Genomic DNA, 18,774 nt, shown 5'->3' with positions numbered 1-18,774 from the left:
ACCTTAATCTGAAGGATTGCCGATGGACTACTTCCCGATTTTCTGCCAACTGCAAAACAAAGCCTGCCTGCTGGTCGGTGGCGGTGAAGTGGCCGAACGCAAAGCCCGGCTACTGCTGGATGCGGGTGCTGCTATCACCGTCAACGCCTGCGAATTTACGCCACAGTTTCACCTGTGGGCCGAGCAGGAGCAGCTCACCTTAGTCAGCGGCGAGTTTGCTCCAGAGCTGCTGGCAGAGCAGTGGCTAGTGATTGCGGCAACTGATCAGGTGGCGGTGAATGCTTTGGTCTATCAAAGCGCCAACCAACAGCGGGTGTTCTGCAATGTGGTGGATGATCCCAAGCGCACCAGCTTTATCATGCCATCAATCATTGACCGCTCACCCATCATGATTGCTATCTCTTCTGGCGGTAAAGCACCCGTGCTGGCACGGCTGTTGCGGGAAAAGCTCGAGGCGATGCTGCCACTGCATTTAGGGCAGTTGGCACAGTTGGCGGGTCATTTGCGCCAACGGGTGAAGCAACATTTTGCCGCCATGCCCGATCGCCGTCGTTTTTGGGAAAAACTGCTAACCCACGATCGTTTGGCGCAATCACTGGCGAATGACGATCAGGTACAAGTCGAGCAGCACATTGAGCAGTTGTTCAATGCACCGCTCTCTGATCGCGGTGAAGTGGTATTGGTGGGTGCCGGGCCGGGTGATGCGGGTTTGCTGACCTTAAAAGGTTTGCAGCAGATTCAGCAAGCTGATGTGGTGGTGTATGACCGCTTAGTCTCCGATGAGGTCATGAATCTGGTGCGGCGTGATGCCGAGCGGATTTTTGTCGGCAAACAGTCGGGCCATCACAGTGTGCCACAGGATCAAATCAATCAAATCTTGTTGCAGCAAGCACAGCTTGGCAAGCGGGTGGTGCGTTTGAAAGGCGGCGACCCGTTTATTTTTGGCCGTGGTGGCGAGGAGCTGGAAACCTTAGCGGAATATGGCATTCCTTTCTCGGTGGTGCCAGGGATTACTGCCGCCTCGGGCTGTTCTGCCTACAGTGGCATTCCCCTGACCCATCGTGATCATGCGCAGAGTGTGCGGCTGATTACCGGTCATGCCAAAAAAGAGGGCCAGCTGGATTGGGCCAATCTGGCGGCAGAGAAGCAAACACTGGTGTTTTATATGGGGTTATCGCAGGCCGGAGAGATCCAGCAGCAGCTAATTCGACACGGTATGCCGGCCGTGACGCCAGTGGCGCTAGTGGAGAATGGCACCTCGCGACATCAGCGAGTGGTCAGCGGCGAACTGAGCCAGTTGGCGCTACTTTCCCAGCAGGTCAGCAGCCCTAGCCTGATTATTGTCGGCAGCGTGGTCAGCTTACGTGAAAAACTGAATTGGTTTTCCAGCGCCGAGCACGACAAAGTCGCGGCAAAAGAGCAGGTTGAAAGAGTGGGTTAAGCTGAGTTGACTCAGAAGGGGGAGAGCTCCCCTGAGGTTAATGACAAAGCGACTTATAACTTAGTGAGTAAAGGGTTGACCGCACCTAGGGCCGCTCCGACGGCTTACTCCGTTACGGCCCCAACGGCACGTTTCCCCTTTATTTGACTTTGTCGGCAGTCTGAGGGAGATCTCTCCCCCTTCGGGTTGCTTACTGATTTACTTACGGATGTGCAACAAAACCAATGGCTTGGTAGACTTTCGCCAGTGTCTCTTGGGCGCGGGCGCGGGCCTTGGCAGCCCCTTCACGCATCACTTCCTGCAAGAAAGCCTCATCTTCACGATAAGTGTGATAACGGGCCTGTAGCTCACTCAACATGCCAGAAACTGCCTCGGCAACAGCGCCTTTCAAATGGCCGTACATTTGGCCTTCAAACTGCGCTTCCAGCTCAGGAACTGACTTACCTGTCACGCCAGAGAGAATATCCAGCAAGTTAGACACACCGGCTTTCTTTTCGGTGTCATAGCGGATCACTGCTGGCTCATCAGAGTCGGTCATCGCGCGCTTAATCTTTTTCACTACCGATTTAGGATCTTCCAGCAACTCAATGACATTGTTGCGGTTGTCATCAGATTTGGACATCTTTTTGGTTGGGTCCTGCAACGACATCACCCGCGCACCCGCTTTAGGGATAAACGGCTCTGGAATTTTGAAGATATCGCCATACAGATTGTTAAAGCGGTTCGCGATATCGCGGCTCAACTCCAAATGCTGTTTCTGGTCTTCCCCCACCGGCACCTGATTGGTCTGATACAGCAAGATATCTGCCGCCATCAATACCGGGTAATCAAACAAGCCAGCATTAATGTTTTCGGCATAGCGGGCTGACTTGTCTTTGAACTGGGTCATACGACTCAGTTCGCCAAAATAGGTGTAACAGTTCAGCGCCCAGCTCAGTTGAGAGTGCTCTGGCACATGGGACTGAACGAAAATAGTGCTCTTCTGCGGATCGATGCCGCAAGCCAGATAGAGCGCCAGTGTGTCCAGTGTTCTCTTTCTTAACAGCGCGGGGTCTTGACGCGCGGTGATGGCATGTAGGTCAACAATGCAATAGATGCAATCATAATCATCTTGCATCTGTACCCACTGACGCAGCGCACCCATGTAATTGCCAATGGTCAATTCACCGGACGGTTGCGCGCCGCTAAATACGATAGGTTTATTGGACACAACAGGTTGACCTAATTCAGTGGGGTGACTCATTTTATACTTCCTGATCTTTTAAAGAGGGTAGCCCGATGGCGGGCAACAGATCGGCAAAGTGATCCATCACACAGTCGGGGTGACTGGTGGCAATAGCTTCACCGTAGTTATATCCATAGGTCAACCCAATACTGGGGCAACCGGCGGCCTGTGCGGCCATAATGTCATTGCGCGAATCGCCGACAAACAGCATTTCGCGAGCATGTAGGCCGAGTTTAGCCAACAGCAAATAGAGCGGCGCGGGATGAGGCTTTTTCGCCACCACATCATCACCGCCAATAATGACCGAGAAATAATCAGCAATGCCCAGTGATGCCAGCAAGGGCGCAACAAACGGTGTGGGTTTATTGGTAATCAGCCCCATAGGTAAGCCACTGACCGCCAGCTGTTCCAAGGTCGCTTTAACCTGCGGGAATAGCTGACTGCCCTGCTCAACGGTTTTGGCATAATAGTGGTCAAACAGCTCGCGGGTATGGGCAACCGCCTGAGCATCAGGCGCGTGACCGGCCCAACGCAACGCGCGTTCGACGAGAACATCAGCACCGTTACCAATCCAGGTAGACACCAGACCTTGACCCGCCGCAGGCAAGCCTTGATGAGCCAACGCCATATCAATTGCGCTGGCAAGCCCCGGCGCGCTATCGACTAATGTGCCATCCAGATCGAAAGCCACACCACGGATAGCACCAAATTTAGTCATGGGCGGACATCGCCAGTTCGCTGCGCATCGCATCGATAACCGCGGCATAATCCGGTTGGCTGAAGATAGCCGAGCCGGCCACAAACATATCCGCACCCGCAGCGGCTATCTGGCGAATATTATCGACTTTCACCCCGCCATCCACTTCCAGCCGAATGTCATAACCGCTGTCATCGATAAGCTTACGTACCTGCCGCAGCTTGTTCAGTGTCTCGGGGATGAATGACTGACCACCGAAACCGGGGTTCACCGACATCAATAAAATGACATCTAGTTTATCCATCACATAATCAAGGTAACTAAGTGGCGTGGCCGGGTTGAACACCAGACCCGCCTTGCAACCACTCTCTTTGATGAGTTGCAGTGTGCGGTCGACATGCTCTGAGGCTTCAGGATGGAATGAAATATAAGTGGCACCGGCTTTGGCAAAATCCGGCACGATACGATCAACCGGTTTCACCATCAGATGCACATCAATCGGGGCGGTAATACCATAGTCACGCAGCGCCTGGCACACCATCGGGCCGATGGTCAGATTAGGAACGTAATGATTGTCCATCACATCAAAGTGCACAATATCAGCGCCAGCCGCGAGTACCTTGGCGGTATCCTCACCCAAGCGGGCAAAATCTGCTGACAGAATAGATGGGGCAATTAAAAACTTTTTCATCCGCTTCTCCAAACGTATCTCTTTGTTTTATGAAGCATCCATTTTGCAGATTTAACCATCTACATCAAGCTGCCTATTTCATAAACCACTGGGTTTGAATCTTTACCGAGCGGACGTTTCCGCTCAGCTATACAGCGCCAAAAGCTCGTTCACTTTACTACGGCCCAGGATATTACGGCTGATAGTACGGCGCGCTTTCACCACATGCAGTGACGCCTGATGATACCAGTCGCGCGTCAGTTCTGTATCGTGGTTAGAGATCAGAACCGGAATCTGGCTTTCAGCCGAAAGCTGGTAAGCCAGACGCGCCAAATTCTGTTGATCCGCAATGCCAAAATTGTTGGTGTGATATGCCGTAAAATTGGCGGTTGCAGAGAGCGGCGCATACGGAGGATCGCAGTAAACCACGGCCCCTTGCACGGCTTTTAATAAAGTTTCCTGATAGTGCTCACAAACAAAAACAGCATGTTGCGATTTTTCAGCAAACCAATACAGCTCCGCTTCCGGGAAATAAGGTTTTTTGTAACGACCAAATGGCACATTGAATTCACCGCTCAAATTATAACGGCACAGACCGTTATAACAATGGCGATTCAAATAGAGAAACAATAATGCCCGGCGATAGGTGTCGCTACTGGAGTTAAACTCTTGACGTAGAAGGTAAAAACTATCGGAATTATTGAAATCGCCCGTGAATAAAATGCGAGCGTCACGCACAAAGTCATCAGTGCGTTCCTTCACGATATTGTAGAGGTTGATAAGATCACTGTTGATATCGGCCAGTATGTAAGACTCATACTCAGTGTTAAGGAACACCGAACCCGCACCGACGAATGGCTCTATCAAGCAGTCTCCCGCTGGAAGATGGCGTCGAATGTCATCAACCAGCGGATATTTCCCACCAGCCCATTTTAAAAAAGCGCGGTTTTTCTTCATGCCGTCAGTTAGCTACTTAATAATTCAGAGCCGCAGATTGTACTCTGTTTCAAACAGCACATCAGCGCACAAATAAGAATGATTTATTTTTTAAGGTCTTGCTGTACTTGCTGCACAGGTTTAACCCACGGTTTTTTCGCCTGAACATCGGCTGGTAGTGTGGTGATTGCCCTTTTTGCGTCAGCAGAAGAGGCATAGTTACCACTTACTAAAATGTACCAAGGCTTACCATCACGTTTAGTTTCATAGACATGATAGTCAGTTAATTTTTGCTGCTTGGCATAAGCATTCAACGTGTCTGAGCGAGATGCACTGCTCAGCTGTAACGTGAAGTGACTGCCTGGCGCATTTTTCAAAGCACTACTACTGCCACTCACCGAACCAGGTTTAGCGGCCACCGCAGATGCTGCCGGAGAGACCGCCGTGGTCGGCTTTTTATGACTGCTCGACGGCTGATTGGTGGATAGCGGATTTGTAGACGGATGTTTAGTCGCTACCGTGCCGGGTTTCTGTAATGGATGGGTAGTGGAATCACCCGTCACTGGTGCTTTCGCCCCTTTCGAGCCAGAAACCGTGGCCGGTGCTGTCGGTAAAGTTGATGTCTGACCATCATTCATATTCTGAGACAGTGTATCGACCTGCCCTTGAGTCTGAGAAAGTGCATCAGACATATTTCCCGGTAACTCGACACGCTGAGTCGGGCTGTTCGCTGAAGGCTGTGCTGCGGCTTCAGTTGGGGTCGGCGAAATCGGCGGAACAGTGATATCTTGTGGTTGAGCCGTACTCTGCACGCCGTTGGCATCATGGCCATCGCTGGCATTATTCGCCACACCTGGTTGCGCGTTATTACCACTGGTGAGTGAAGATGAATCAGACAGATTAATATTTCTCGCGGCATCAACATTGGGATTCTGTTGAGATGCTTCATGCTCTGTCGGCGCTTTCAGGGCTGAACCGATGGCAATAATGATCAATAGCAGCACTAAAATGCCGATACCAATCATCATGTGTTGGCGTGAAACAGCCAGCTTCGGCCCCGTTGAGGACTTACGAGCGCGTGTGGGACGACGGTCACTGCTATCTGGTTTCAGATCGTCTTCCGGCTTTAAATCATCCATCTAAACCCTCCAACTAGAGGCAAAAGCCTACCGCATTTATCACTGCAGTCCGGCTGATTGAGTTTACTGACTGCAAACAGGCTAAACCGCCCGCAGCAAAGAAATATGATGTTCTTATGATACAACATCATAGGGCTTATGAGCATAGATCTTATGAAGATAGAATTTATGCATCTCGTACTTATGCCATTTCCTATTGCTGGCAATCAGCGATCGACGCCAACACCATGTCGTGTGCAATACCACTACGGATTTCTGACTGACCGATAGCGGTTGGCAGCACCAGACGAAGCTCGCCTGCCAGCACTTTTTTATCGCGCATCATGTGCGGCAGATAGGATTCAGGTGTCATTTCCTGCGGCCCGCAGACAGGCAGACCAGCACGTAAAATTAGTTTTTTGATACGCTCAACATCACTCGCTGAGAGTTGGCCCAATCGACGGGAGGTATGTGCCGCCATCATCATACCGGCAGCAACTGCTTCTCCGTGTAGCCAGACGCCATACCCCATTTCAGCCTCTATGGCATGACCATAAGTATGACCCAAATTGAGTAAAGCGCGCATCCCGCTCTCTTCGCGTTCATCGGCTGCAACAACATCGGCTTTTAATTCGCAACAACGGCGGATGCAGTAAGCTAACGCTGACATATCCAGTGCGAGTAATGCGTCGATGTTCTCTTCTAACCAATCAAAGAAAGCAGCATCAAGAATAATGCCGTATTTGATAACTTCAGCCAGCCCGGAAGCAAGTTCACGTGGAGGGAGAGTTTTAAGGCAATTAAGGTCAACCACCACCGATGCGGGCTGGTAGAAAGCACCAATCATGTTCTTGCCCAATGGATGGTTCACTGCGGTTTTGCCACCGACAGAAGAGTCCACTTGAGAAAGTAAGGTCGTAGGGACTTGAATGAAGCGAACACCACGTTGATAGCAAGCTGCGGCAAAACCGGTCAGGTCGCCTACTACACCGCCACCTAAGGCGACAAGCGTAGTATCACGACCGTGCGGTTTTTCCAGAAGGGCAGAGAATACCTGCTCCAAAACGCTCAGAGATTTATACTGCTCACCATCAGGTAAAATCACCTGATCAACTTTAATGCCACTTTGCTCCAACACTGCCCGGAGCGAGTCCAGATAGAGTGGAGCCAGCGTTTGGTTGGTTACCAGCATGACCTGGTCACCCGCCTTTAGCGGCTTAAAAGAGGCCGGATCATTGAACAATCCAGCAGCGATCGTAATGGGGTAGCTACGCTCCCCTAACGTGACAGTAATCTTCTCCATGTCGCGCTCAGTAACCTTCTTAACTTACGCCCGTGGGCATTAGTAAAATGCTAAAATCAGTTACTTTCCAGCATGTTGATAATCTGGTTAGCAACAACTTTCGCGCTTTGATCGTCAGTGCGGATGGTGACATCTGCAATTTCTTCGTACAACGGATTGCGTTCTCTTGCCAGTGCTTCTAACACTTCACGCGGAGGCGAATCAACCTGCAACAACGGACGTTTTTTGTCGCGCTGTGTACGAGCTAGCTGCTTTTCGATCGTGGTTTCCAAGTACACCACAACGCCACGGGCTGACAAACGGTTACGGGTTTCTCTGGATTTAACAGAGCCACCACCGGTTGCCAGAACAATGCCTTGCTTTTCCGTCAGTTCATTAATAACTTTTTCTTCGCGATCGCGGAAACCTTCTTCGCCTTCCACGTCGAATACCCAGCCCACGTCAGCTCCGGTACGTCGCTCAATTTCTTGATCGGAGTCGAAAAACTCCATATTGAGTTGCTGAGCTAACTGACGACCAATAGTGCTTTTGCCGGCACCCATAGGCCCAACCAGAAAGATATTGCGTTTCTCTGCCATGTTTTTGGTATTACTAAGACTATTCGTTAATGATAACCCGCCCCGCCAATCAAATTAGCGGCGGGACCTAAACTGAAACCTCATGAGCGATAGTGCGAGATCAGACGGAAAATTATCTCAGCACTTCTGGTAGTTTGGCAACCGAATAAATCGTTGTACACGTCGTGGGAGGGAAACCATACGTTTTTATCGGCGTATCAACGTTATTAAAAACCTCGGCGCTCAATTCGGTAACCCTTGTAAGCTAAATCTGACGCAGCGTCAAATTTAGAAGCCTTCTATCACACAAAAAGTTGTAGAAAGTCACCAAGATTGACCTGTTTTCATAAAACAGTACCTTTAGAGCTCAAGCACTGATCAACCTTGGCGTGATGAAAATCACCAGCTCTCGCCGACTTTGTTGCTTGGTGTCTTGTTTAAACAGCGCCCCCAACCAAGGAATATCGGCCAGGATGGGGACTTTATTCACTGCCTGATTGTTTTTTTGTTGGAAAATGCCCCCCAGCACAATGGTTTCACCATCATTTACTGTTATTTGGGTTTTTATTTCCTGCTTATCTATTAGCAGAGCTTCAGTATCGCCACGTTTAATTGTCATGCCGGGCATATTCTGACTAATTTTCAAGTTTAGAGTAATTTTGCCATTGCGCAGTATTTTAGGTGTGACCTCCATTCCTAATACCGCCTCTTTAAATTCGATAGAAACCGCACCTTTATCCCCGCGCGCGACAGCATAAGGGATGTCAGAACCTTGCTTGATGCTGGCGGTTTGCAGATGAGAGGCCACCAGACGTGGGCTGGCAATAATATCGACCTGATTCTCTTGCTCTAATGCACTCAACTCAAGCTCCAGCAGTCGCCCGCCAATACGAGCGACATTAAATCCTGCGTTAACAACACTGTTAGCCAGCGGTAAATTGACATTGAAATCATTCACTCTCAGCGACGTGGCGTGCTGCGACTCACCCATGCCCCAGCGCACACCCAGCTCCTGCAAGTTTTCGCGGCTCATGGTCACGATATGTGCCGCGAGCTGGACTTGCTGTAAGGGGAGATCCATCTCAGCCAACCAGCCTTTCAATACTGCCAATGATGCGGGAGTATCGCGAATGAGTAATGTATTGGTGCGTTTATCCACCATCACACTGCCTAGTGGAGAGAGTAGTTCACTCTCATCCAAACTATCCGCAACTTGTTCGGCATCAGCGTGTTGCAAAGCCAGTGTCAGATTACTCAGAGAGTCTGGCTCCGTTTTTTGTTTGGTGCGCTGTTGCCTCTCCTCTATATCCTGTTCGGTGAACACCATCATCACCGCCCCTTCGCGTTCTACTTTCAGGTGCCCCATGCGCAAAATGATAGTGAGTGCCTGCTCCCACGGGACATCAACCAGTCGGAGGCTAATATTGCCACTGACCCCTGCCGCAACCACCAAATTCAATTGCTGATAATCAGCCAGCGCCTGTAACACCACGGAGACTGGGGCATCCTGAAACGCCAGTGTGACGGGCGGCCCCCCTTTTGCGCCGAGCAATGCGGTGTTCGTGAACAATAAGCTCAGCAGCATCAGTCTCCGCCCCCACACGAGACTGAATGTACGGGTTAGCCAAGCTGCTGTTTTAATTTTGGCTTTAGTCATATCCATCAGTTCAATTCCTTTTAATTCTGGCTATCATCCATCAGAAAAATAGTTAACTCAGCGCATCAATAGCACCACTGGTGCTGAGAACCCTCCGCACCTCTTATCTAGGTTAATATGCTGTAGAGTCACCTGTTGTGCGCTAATATCGGTAACCTGCCAATTGGGCAGCAGTTGTTGCCCCACTACCAACTTTTGCCCGCTAGCGTCGGGCCACCGCCCCCAAGCGGAGTGGTAATCTGCGCCACTCACCATGCCCTGAAACTGCCAACTGGCTAGCCGTTCTCGGTCACTGCCACAAGACTCTGCCGATACTTTTTGAAAAGGGTTACGCGTCGCCGTGGTCAATAAGGGTTCGGCATACACGGCAGGGGCCAGTGCTACCGTTATCAGTAGCCCCACTATCACCCCTTTGCTGCGATTACTCATTGATGCCCTCCGCGCGGTACTCTTTCAGGACTATTTTCACCATCAGTACCGCTTTATCACTTTTGATTTCAACCAGTTGAGTTTGTATCGGCACTGAGATTTCAGATAATTGGCGCAATAAGTGAAGCAGCCCATAGAAATTGACCCGCAAAGTTGCGTGCCACTGTTGATGCGCCACTGTATCCAGCTCAGCCGCGGCTGCCGGTTCCGGTTGCCGCTGCCAATGAATGACCTGCCCGCCAAAGGGCGCAATCAATTCACCGACCAAATGGGCCATAGAGCTACTATTTTGCCGCCAGGCGGCTTCCTCAGAACTCACCGCCGCGATTTGCTGGCGAATGAGTGAGAGTTCGGGCAATGTCGCCAAGAGTGACTGTTGATACTCAACTTGCTGTTGATGCTGAATAATTTTATTTTCGCTGAGATGCTGTTGTTGCCATGCAGGGCGCAATAAGATGCCATAAGTCGCGGCGCCAAGTAGCCCCAGAACACCCCATTGCCATAAGCAGAGCTGCCAGCCCGGCCTATCCAACCAGCGTTGTAATGACTTATTCATGATTCGCCTCCCCACTTTGCCAGTCAGCCCAAACCGCAAAACGAAAATTACCGTCATCCTGCTGAGCAATTTTTTGTAATTGCACATTCGCGAGAAGAGATTGACGACCTAACTGCACTAAAAAGTGGTTAATTGCGGCATATTCCTGGCTAATCACCTCGAAGAGCAGCCTGTCGCCTTGTGGCATTAAGCTTATCAACCAACAGCTATCTGGAATTTGCTGTGATAGCTGCTGCAATAATGTGGTGTATCGACGGGCAGATTGATGCGCCTGACGGTAAATCTGAACGCGCTGCTCTGTTTGCTGCAACTGCGCCATGGCGTGTTGCACCTCTTGATAATGCTGGCTTAATGCCCCCTGTTGCTGTGTTAGCTCAAGCAAACTGCCTTGCTGGCGGGTCTGTACCCCATGGGATTGTATCAACGCGATCACCAGTGTAATGACCAACAGTGAACACTGGCACAAACCCGCATTACGCCAAAAACGGTAGCGGGCGAGCAGGTGTTCAGTGCGCCACAATGAAAAGTTAACCTGATACATCAGTAGTCCGCTGGGCGTAGTGCCAGCCCTCCGGCCAGAATGTAGGCGGCAGGTAAGGAGGGAAGTGGCGGTTGATACTGGGTAAATGCCGCGAAAGGTGACCAGTGGGTGCTGTTTTCAGGCGGCGGCTCATCCATCGTGCTGCTGTAGTAGACCCTCATCTGGGCCATACCCAGTTCGGGATAACGAGTCTGAAGCTGTGCCACCAATGCCGAACGTGATTCTGTTGCATTAGAGTAGTGGCCTTCCGGCACATCATCATCCGCGTCAATAGCTACCACGCCAAACTCAAACGGCATCTCGCTGGAAGAGACCCACAGCCACTCATTCGCCAGGCGATGAATCAGCCAATATGGCCCGGATAACCCTGCCGCTGCCGCCATATAGCGCAAAGCGCAGGGCGTGATATCAATGATATGTGATGGCAAGCCAGCCTGATGTAAGCAGTTTTGCCATTGCTCTATTTCTGACTGACGGGCCGCAGTAATCAGTAGTTCACTGTCGGATCGGAGGGTAGTGCGATAATCCAGCGCCAACTCCTGACTGCTTAGCGGGAATGCCCGGCAAGCCGCCGCATTAATATACCCTGCGCGTTCCGGTTCGCGCAGACGCCGGTCTGGTACAGCCATGGCATGTTGCAATATCCGCTGGGCGGGCAGTGCAATACGTAATGAAATATGTCTCGGTAATTGCTTGCGCAATAATTTTAGTTTGTCGCTAACGATATCCGGCTGTTGTAAAATACCGTCGCGCAACGAGCCTGCTGGTAAGGAGTGATGCCACCAGTAGCGCAATTGCCAGCCATGGCGACGCCTGACAACCGCCAGGGCGCGTATGGCCTCCATTTGAATATCCAGCCCAACCTGCCAATATTGTGTGTACATCTTTGTCGACCTCCATGTCGAGAGAGAATAAAAGAACGTATCCATGTTAAGGGCTTGCCTTTATACTACGGCGCGGTTGTTTATAAACTGCCCAATTGACATTGAATGGGAAATCTCAGGTGAAGTTCGTAAAGTATTTTTTGATCCTTACAGTGTGTTGCATTTTACTGGGAGCAGCTTCGATATTTGGTCTCTACAAATATATTGAGCCTCAGCTACCCGATGTTGCCACACTGAAAGATGTCCGGCTGCAAACACCAATGTTGGTGTATAGCGCCGAAGGCGAATTGATCGCCCAATACGGTGAAAAACGCCGTATCCCGTTGACACTAAAACAGATCCCACCAGAAATGGTGCACGCGTTTATTGCAACGGAAGATAGCCGATTCTATGAGCATCACGGTGTGGACCCGGTGGGTATCCTACGTGCTGCCTCAGTTGCCATGGTTTCTGGGCGCGCCTCACAAGGGGCAAGTACCATTACCCAACAATTGGCGCGAAACTTTTTCTTAAGCCCAGAGCGGACCTTGATGCGTAAAATCAAGGAAGCATTTCTGGCTATTCGTATTGAACAGTTATTGAGCAAGGATGAAATTCTTGAGCTGTATCTGAACAAGATTTATCTCGGCTACCGTGCCTATGGTGTCGGGGCGGCAGCACAGGTCTATTTCGGTAAAGAAGTCAACGAGTTGACTCTCAGCCAGATGGCGATGATTGCCGGTTTGCCTAAAGCGCCGTCAACCTTCAACCCACTCTATTCACACGATAGAGCGGTTGCACGCCGAAACGTCGTGCTGTCGCGTATGCTGGATGAGAAGTACATCACCCAAGCACAGTACGATCAGGCGCGCAGTGAAGATCTGGTCGCCAACTATCATGCTCCACAAATTGCCTTCTCAGCACCTTATCTGTCTGAAATGGTGCGCCAGGAGATGATTAAACGTTACGGTGAGAATGCGTATACCGACGGTTATCAGGTCTATACCACCATCACCAGAAAGCTCCAGTTGGCGGCGGTTGACTCGTTACGCGCCAATGTGCTGGCTTATGACATGCGTCATGGCTACCGCGGCCCGTCCAATGTGTTGTGGAAGGTGGGTGAAAGTGCGTGGAGTCGTGAGCAGATTATTGATTCGCTGAAAACGTTGCCGGTCTATGGCCCGCTGCTGCCGGCGGTCGTGACACAAACCAATGCGGAACAAGCCACGGCCCTGCTGGCGGATGGCACTAACGTGACCTTGCCAATGTCCGGTATGCGTTGGGCGCGTGCATTTAAGTCGGATAACGCTCAGGGGCCGACACCGAAAAAAGTCACAGATGTGGTGCAACCGGGTCAGCAGATTTGGGTCAGAAAAGTCGAGGATAACTGGTGGCTGGCGCAGGTGCCGGACGTCAATTCAGCCCTGGTTTCTATCGACCCGAATAATGGTGCGATTAAAGCATTGGTGGGGGGTTTTGACTTTAACCAAAGTAAATTCAACCGTGCTACCCAAGCGCTGCGTCAGGTGGGTTCGAATATTAAGCCGTTCCTGTATACCGCCGCGATGGATAAAGGGCTGACACTGGCAACCATCCTCAACGACTTGCCCATTACCCGTTGGGATGCCGGTGCCGGAACTGACTGGCGGCCAAAAAACTCACCGCCAACTTACGATGGCCCGATTCGTTTGCGCCAAGGTTTAGGTCAGTCAAAAAATGTGGTGATGGTGCGGGCAATGCGCGCAATGGGTGTGGATTATGCCGCTGAATATCTACAACGTTTTGGCTTCCCGGCACAAAATATTGTGCATTCGGAGTCACTGGCATTGGGTTCAGCTTCGTTCACGCCATTGCAGTTAGTCCGTGGTTACGCGGTGCTGGCAAATGGCGGTTATTTGGTTGACCCCTATTTCATCACCAAAATCACCGATGATGTCGGTAATGTGCTGTTTGAGACAAAACCCAAAATTGTCTGCCAAGAGTGCAACTTACCAGTCATTTATGGCGACACTCAACGCTCGGTGGTGCTGTCGGACGATAACATCGAAAATGTCGCGACATCACAAACCAACAGCGCCAGCAATGTGCCAATGCCGGAGCTGGAACAAGTCACCCCTGCGCAGGCGAAACTCAATAGCGATGAGCAATATGCACCACATGTAATAAGCACCCCGCTGGCGTTCCTGATCCGTGATGCACTGAACTCCAACATCTTCGGGGAACCTGGCTGGATGGGGACGGGCTGGCGGGCTGGGCGTGATTTGAAACGCAAAGATATTGGCGGCAAAACCGGTACTACCAATAACTCGAAAGATGCCTGGTTCTCTGGCTATGGCCCGGATACCGTAACATCAGTCTGGATTGGCTTCGATGACCATCGTCGCGATTTAGGTCGCAGCTCGGCATCAGGCGCAATACCAGACCAGATAGCCGGGGCTGAAGGTGGGGCGAAGACAGCTCAGCCAGCATGGAATGACTTTATGAAGACGGCTTTAGAGGGCTTGCCGGAAAAACCTGTCACACCACCGCCGGGTATCGTCAGCGTAGTGATTGATAAGCAAACCGGTAAGCTCTCTACTGGCGGGCCAGGTAGCCGCCCAGAGTTCTTTATCGAAGGCACTCAACCTACTGAGTATTCGGTACATGAGGCGGGGACGACACTGATGGATAATGGTCAGACCCACGAGTTGTTCTGACGAAAGAGTCCTGATCGTCACAAATAAAAAAGCCGGGAGATCGCAAGATAATCCCGGCTTTTTATATGCAGCAACAAATTATTCGGGTGTCACTGATTAAGCCGTGTCGGCGCGATTAAGGAATGCTTGCGCTAAAAACAGTGCGCTGACATTACGGGCCTCACAGAAATCAGGTTCGTCGAGCAGCGCCATCATATTGGCAATCGGCCAACGTACTTGTGGCAAAGGTTCCGGCTCATCACCCTCCAAACTTTGCGGGTAGAGGTTATGGGCGACCACAATATTCATTTTGCTAGAGAAATAGGAAGGTGCCATCGTCAGCTTAGTGAGATAATCAAAACGCTCAGCACCAAAGCCCACCTCCTCCATTAGCTCGCGATTCGCGGCCTCCAGCACCCCCTCCCCAGGATCAATCAGCCCCTTAGGAAAGCCCAACTCATACTCTTCAATACCGACTGCATACTCGCGAATCAGCAACAAGTCATCGCCGATAATCGGCACAATCATCACGGCTTCACGATTGGATGGGCGCATACGTTCATAAACACGTTGCACGCCATTGCTGAATGCCAAATCCACCGCTTCGACAGTAAACAAGCGGGAGCGGGCAACCGTTTCTATTTTAAGAATTTTAGGTTTTTGCAGGTGTTTCATGATAGCCCCAAATTTAAAACTCACTGCCGATCGGACTCACACTGGGATAATCTGGGTCTTATTATGGTGATTTAATCAGCCATTTGCTGCCCACCGCGATTAACCTGATACTTTGTACTGGAATTTATTAGAACTTGATCACATTGTGCGTTAGTGAGAACCTTTATCGCAATGTCAGTTAGATATAATTTATCTGTTTTTAACATGAAGGCGAGTTTAGTCAAGATTCAATCGGTGGAATCTCACCCAATCCCCACTCAATGCACGTTAAAAATTGTGTTTGAAAATAGGATTATGCTGATATTACCGATGTTTTAACCTTGCTATCCTTATCAGTCTACGAGCAGTTTAAGAGCACTGTATTAGTTATTTTGATGAATGATAGCGAATGTCATGCTAATTCACTGAATGACTCTGCTATACGCCTCTGCACTGTATTTACGCATAATATGCATTCTTTCATAGAGTTGACGTAAGTCAGAGGCGCTCGGATGGGGATGGGATGAGCACAATAGTTTTAATATTGGCCTTACTGTTGACCAGTCTGATCGCAGTAGGCTTGCTGTGGTGGTTTAAATTCCGCCATAGCCCGCGTATAGCTGCAACACTGCCATTCGTGAAACCCACTCATCGCCTACTGACGCCGGAAGAGCGGGTTAACATTGAGAATTATCTGCTTGGCCAGCACGAAAATTCTGGTCTCAAAAACCTGTCAGCCTTTGATCCCAACACCCTAATCAACCGTGATCTGTCGCCAGAAAAACTCGTTCTAACGCCCCAAAGCGAAAAGGTCTATTCGGTTACCCGCGCCATTACCCGCTATGGCGTGGCGAGTGACGAACCCAATAAATGGCGCTATTACCTTGATTCGATTGAAGTCCATCTGCCCTCGTCGTGGGAGCAATACATCACTCAGGATAATGACGTAGAACTTATCCAAACCCAGAGCATTCCTTTGGTGATCTCCCTCAATGGTCACACGCTGAAAAATCATCAGCCGGAGATCAGCTATCAGCCTATATCGCCGTCCAGCGCGCAAAATGCCTCGATTCGCAAAGCAGACAGTGAACACATTGAGCTGCTGAATATCCGTAAGGAAACAGCAGAAGAGTATGCTCTACATAGCGCGAATGATTTAAAAGAAGCCGTGGCCATTTGTCTGGCGCTGCTCCTGCTGTTTTTCGCTCTGATAGGCCCCGCGGTAACTCTTCCTTGGCTAGTCATTGTCGCCGCGACATTAACTGGCTGGGCATGCTGGAATATGTTCCGCCCGCTGTCTGAAAAAGATTTACGTGAAGTCCATTGTTTGAGTGGCACGCCAAAGCGCTGGGGGCTGTTTGGTGAATCGAATCAGGGGCAGATGAGTAACATCTCCCTCGGGGTTGTCGATCTGATCTATCCGGCCCATTGGGGGCCATATTTTGCCCATGATCTGGGTAAAAAAACCAATATTGATATCTACCTCAATCGTCAGGTTATCCGCCAGGGGCGTTTTTTATCCCTGCACGATGAGATGAAACACTTCCCATTGCAGCGCTGGGGGAAGAACCTGACGCTGATTGCCGGCTCCCTACTGGTGATGACCCTGTTACTGATCTACGTCCCCCTCAGCTTGCCACTGAAATTGAGTGTTGCCTGGTTGCAAGGTGCGCAAAGCCAGCAGGTAACCAGTATCGAAGCCTTAGAAAAAATGCCACTGCGCATCGGCGATATGTTGAAAGCGCAGGGGACAGGGATGTGTTATGTCCCGCCGAATACGCAAAATCCGCACAGTTTTGTGTTTACGCCGTTTGATTGTTCCGGCATCTATTGGAATAGCGCCGCCCCCCTGCCGCTCCCTGAATCTGACACGATTGAAAAAGCCGCGTCACTGATGGCGACAGTCAATCAGCAGCTGCATCCACAGGGCAGTGATGCCAACGTCAACCCGCAGTTAGCAACCGCAATTGAGAAATCTGGCATGATTTTGCTGAATGATTTTGCGGATATCGTATTAAAAACGCAGGCATTATGTGGTGCTGATAGTGATTGTATTCGTCTAAAGAATGCTTTGGTGAATTTAGGCAATGCCAAGAATTGGCCGGGGCTGGTCAAACGTGCGCAATCTGGCACCTTAAAAGGCATGAATGTGCTGTTACGCCCCGTCAGTGCTGATACTCTGGAAAATCTGGTTAAAACCGCCACCTCATCCTTTGTTTACCGTGAAACACATCTGGCGACTGAAGCATTAAACAGCCCACCGCCGGGCGGCTTCCTGATCACCAGCGATGAAGGTAAGCAGTTAGTGAATCACCCAGCACCCGCCGTGCCACTATTTGATTACAGCGCGCTGGAACAGTGGCGGGAGTTGCAGCGGCTCTCTGGGTTACTGCTCAATACCCCGTTTAAGGCCGAAGGCATCATTACCAATATCACTGTCGACGCCAATGGCACCCGCCATATTGCGCTGCACAGCGAGCCGGACATTATGACACTCAGCCGCTATCTGGGCACCTGTCTGCTGCTGCTGGCACTGATTATCTGCTTAGTGGTGAATACCACTTTACTCATTCAGCGAATACTGCAAAACCGCAGCCGCATGGATAATATTCAGCGCTATTATGATAACTGCTTTAACCAAACCCTCACTCCAACCGCTCTCCTGCGTTAGCCCTTTTTCGTCTATTACGCGTATAATTTATCACCACTGTGGTGATCGTGGAGTCTTTATGCCCCCTGAACTTAATTGGCAAGAAATTGATACTGTGCTGCTCGACATGGATGGCACCCTACTGGATTTGGAGTTCGATAGCCATTTCTGGCTAAAGCAGGTGCCGGAGAGACTCAGCCAACACCGAGGAATTCCGCTGGCGTCAGCGCACAAAATTATTCACGATGAATATCTGGCGGTGCAGCACACCTTAAATTGGTATTGCTTCGATTACTGGAGTGAACGGCTGGATTTAGATATTTACGCCATGACCACTGAGGCGGGTAGCCGCGTCCGGCTGCGTCAGGATACCGAGCCGTTTTTATCCAGTTTGCGGGAGCGCGGTTTGCAAACAATTTTGCTCACCAATGCCCATCCACACAGCCTCGCGGTAAAAATTGAGCATACCGCGCTGGATCAGCACCTTGATTTATTACTTTCCACCCATACATTTGGATATCCGAAAGAAGATCAACGGCTGTGGCAAGCTGTCGCGCAGCATACCGGGTTGGTTCCGGCCAGAACCCTCTTTGTCGATGACAGTGAAGCCATTTTGGATGCCGCGCACACTTTTGGTATTCGCTACTGTTTGGGGATAGAGAACCCAGACTCCAGCTGTGCTGACAAAATTTTTCACCGCCACCCGGCAATCAATGACTACCGTAAGCTATTGCCCGCATTAAAGTTACGATGTGAATAGTGTGGCGTGATGGGCAATAGTGACGCAAAGAGTCAATCAGCC

General features: G+C 50.5%; 17 protein-coding genes. 4 read left to right on the top strand and 13 right to left on the bottom strand.

What is annotated here, in order from left to right:
- Positions 1-22 precede the first annotated feature (22 nt).
- Complete coding sequence (cysG, locus tag FFE93_RS00850; RefSeq protein WP_138774697.1) at positions 23-1,441, top strand: siroheme synthase CysG; 1,419 nt, start codon at positions 23-25, stop codon at positions 1,439-1,441.
- A 202-nt stretch (positions 1,442-1,643) separates the two neighbouring features.
- Here cysG and trpS read toward each other — a convergent pair whose 3' ends face one another.
- The 12 genes from trpS to pilM all read right to left on the bottom strand — a co-directional run bounded on the left by trpS (position 1,644) and on the right by pilM (position 12,014).
- A complete protein-coding gene (gene trpS / locus FFE93_RS00845; protein WP_032896767.1) occupies positions 1,644-2,684 on the bottom strand; it encodes a tryptophan--tRNA ligase in 1,041 nt (346 codons plus the stop codon).
- 1 nt (position 2,685) lies between these two features.
- Positions 2,686-3,384 (bottom strand): phosphoglycolate phosphatase, encoded by a 699-nt coding sequence (locus FFE93_RS00840; protein ID WP_138774696.1) that lies wholly within the window; start codon positions 3,382-3,384, stop codon positions 2,686-2,688.
- Complete coding sequence (rpe, locus tag FFE93_RS00835; protein ID WP_005271705.1) at positions 3,377-4,054, bottom strand: ribulose-phosphate 3-epimerase; 678 nt, start codon at positions 4,052-4,054, stop codon at positions 3,377-3,379. The genes FFE93_RS00840 and rpe overlap by 8 nt, the downstream gene beginning before the upstream one ends.
- A gap of 123 nt (positions 4,055-4,177) precedes the next feature.
- Positions 4,178-4,990, bottom strand: coding sequence for an adenine-specific DNA-methyltransferase (gene dam, locus FFE93_RS00830; RefSeq protein WP_005271703.1), 813 nt, complete (start codon positions 4,988-4,990; stop codon positions 4,178-4,180).
- 83 nt (positions 4,991-5,073) lie between these two features.
- The gene (locus tag FFE93_RS00825; RefSeq protein ID WP_138774695.1) at positions 5,074-6,108 is read right to left on the bottom strand and encodes an SPOR domain-containing protein; all 1,035 of its coding nucleotides are present in this window, start codon (positions 6,106-6,108) and stop codon (positions 5,074-5,076) included.
- 193 nt (positions 6,109-6,301) lie between these two features.
- Positions 6,302-7,390 (bottom strand): 3-dehydroquinate synthase, encoded by a 1,089-nt coding sequence (gene aroB, locus FFE93_RS00820; protein ID WP_005271700.1) that lies wholly within the window; start codon positions 7,388-7,390, stop codon positions 6,302-6,304.
- 56 nt (positions 7,391-7,446) lie between these two features.
- Positions 7,447-7,968: a shikimate kinase AroK gene (gene aroK, locus FFE93_RS00815; RefSeq protein ID WP_005271698.1), complete on the bottom strand. Its 522-nt coding sequence runs from the start codon at positions 7,966-7,968 to the stop codon at positions 7,447-7,449.
- 346 nt (positions 7,969-8,314) lie between these two features.
- Positions 8,315-9,532 carry a DNA uptake porin HofQ gene (gene hofQ / locus FFE93_RS00810; RefSeq protein WP_005271695.1) on the bottom strand — a complete coding sequence of 406 codons (1,218 nt, stop codon included), beginning with the start codon at positions 9,530-9,532 and terminating at the stop codon, positions 8,315-8,317.
- A 129-nt stretch (positions 9,533-9,661) separates the two neighbouring features.
- A complete protein-coding gene (locus FFE93_RS00805; protein ID WP_049601244.1) occupies positions 9,662-10,033 on the bottom strand; it encodes a pilus assembly protein PilP in 372 nt (123 codons plus the stop codon).
- The gene (locus FFE93_RS00800; protein WP_054872856.1) at positions 10,026-10,589 is read right to left on the bottom strand and encodes a hypothetical protein; all 564 of its coding nucleotides are present in this window, start codon (positions 10,587-10,589) and stop codon (positions 10,026-10,028) included. Before FFE93_RS00800 ends, FFE93_RS00805 begins: the two co-directional genes overlap by 8 nt.
- Positions 10,582-11,130, bottom strand: coding sequence for a PilN domain-containing protein (locus FFE93_RS00795; RefSeq protein WP_032896757.1), 549 nt, complete (start codon positions 11,128-11,130; stop codon positions 10,582-10,584). Before FFE93_RS00795 ends, FFE93_RS00800 begins: the two co-directional genes overlap by 8 nt.
- Positions 11,130-12,014 (bottom strand): type IV pilus biogenesis protein PilM, encoded by an 885-nt coding sequence (pilM, locus tag FFE93_RS00790; RefSeq protein ID WP_054872855.1) that lies wholly within the window; start codon positions 12,012-12,014, stop codon positions 11,130-11,132. Before pilM ends, FFE93_RS00795 begins: the two co-directional genes overlap by 1 nt.
- Before the next feature lie 119 nt (positions 12,015-12,133).
- On the opposite strand from pilM, the gene mrcA reads away from it, so the two are divergent.
- Positions 12,134-14,689 (top strand): peptidoglycan glycosyltransferase/peptidoglycan DD-transpeptidase MrcA, encoded by a 2,556-nt coding sequence (gene mrcA, locus FFE93_RS00785; protein WP_054872854.1) that lies wholly within the window; start codon positions 12,134-12,136, stop codon positions 14,687-14,689.
- 96 nt (positions 14,690-14,785) lie between these two features.
- Here mrcA and nudE read toward each other — a convergent pair whose 3' ends face one another.
- Positions 14,786-15,343 (bottom strand): ADP compounds hydrolase NudE, encoded by a 558-nt coding sequence (gene nudE, locus FFE93_RS00780; RefSeq protein WP_005271683.1) that lies wholly within the window; start codon positions 15,341-15,343, stop codon positions 14,786-14,788.
- Between the two features lie 502 nt (positions 15,344-15,845).
- On the opposite strand from nudE, the gene FFE93_RS00775 reads away from it, so the two are divergent.
- Positions 15,846-17,993, top strand: coding sequence for an intracellular growth attenuator family protein (locus FFE93_RS00775; RefSeq protein WP_005271680.1), 2,148 nt, complete (start codon positions 15,846-15,848; stop codon positions 17,991-17,993).
- A gap of 58 nt (positions 17,994-18,051) precedes the next feature.
- Positions 18,052-18,732: a GMP/IMP nucleotidase gene (gene yrfG, locus FFE93_RS00770; protein WP_005271677.1), complete on the top strand. Its 681-nt coding sequence runs from the start codon at positions 18,052-18,054 to the stop codon at positions 18,730-18,732.
- Positions 18,733-18,774: the final 42 nt, after the last annotated feature.

Origin of the sequence: Yersinia sp. KBS0713 (genome assembly GCF_005937895.2) — a bacterium.
Taxonomy (GTDB): Bacteria; Pseudomonadota; Gammaproteobacteria; order Enterobacterales; family Enterobacteriaceae; genus Yersinia; species Yersinia bercovieri.
The sequence above is the reverse complement of the archived record's forward strand: the minus strand, read 5'-3'. Positions and strand labels throughout refer to the sequence as shown.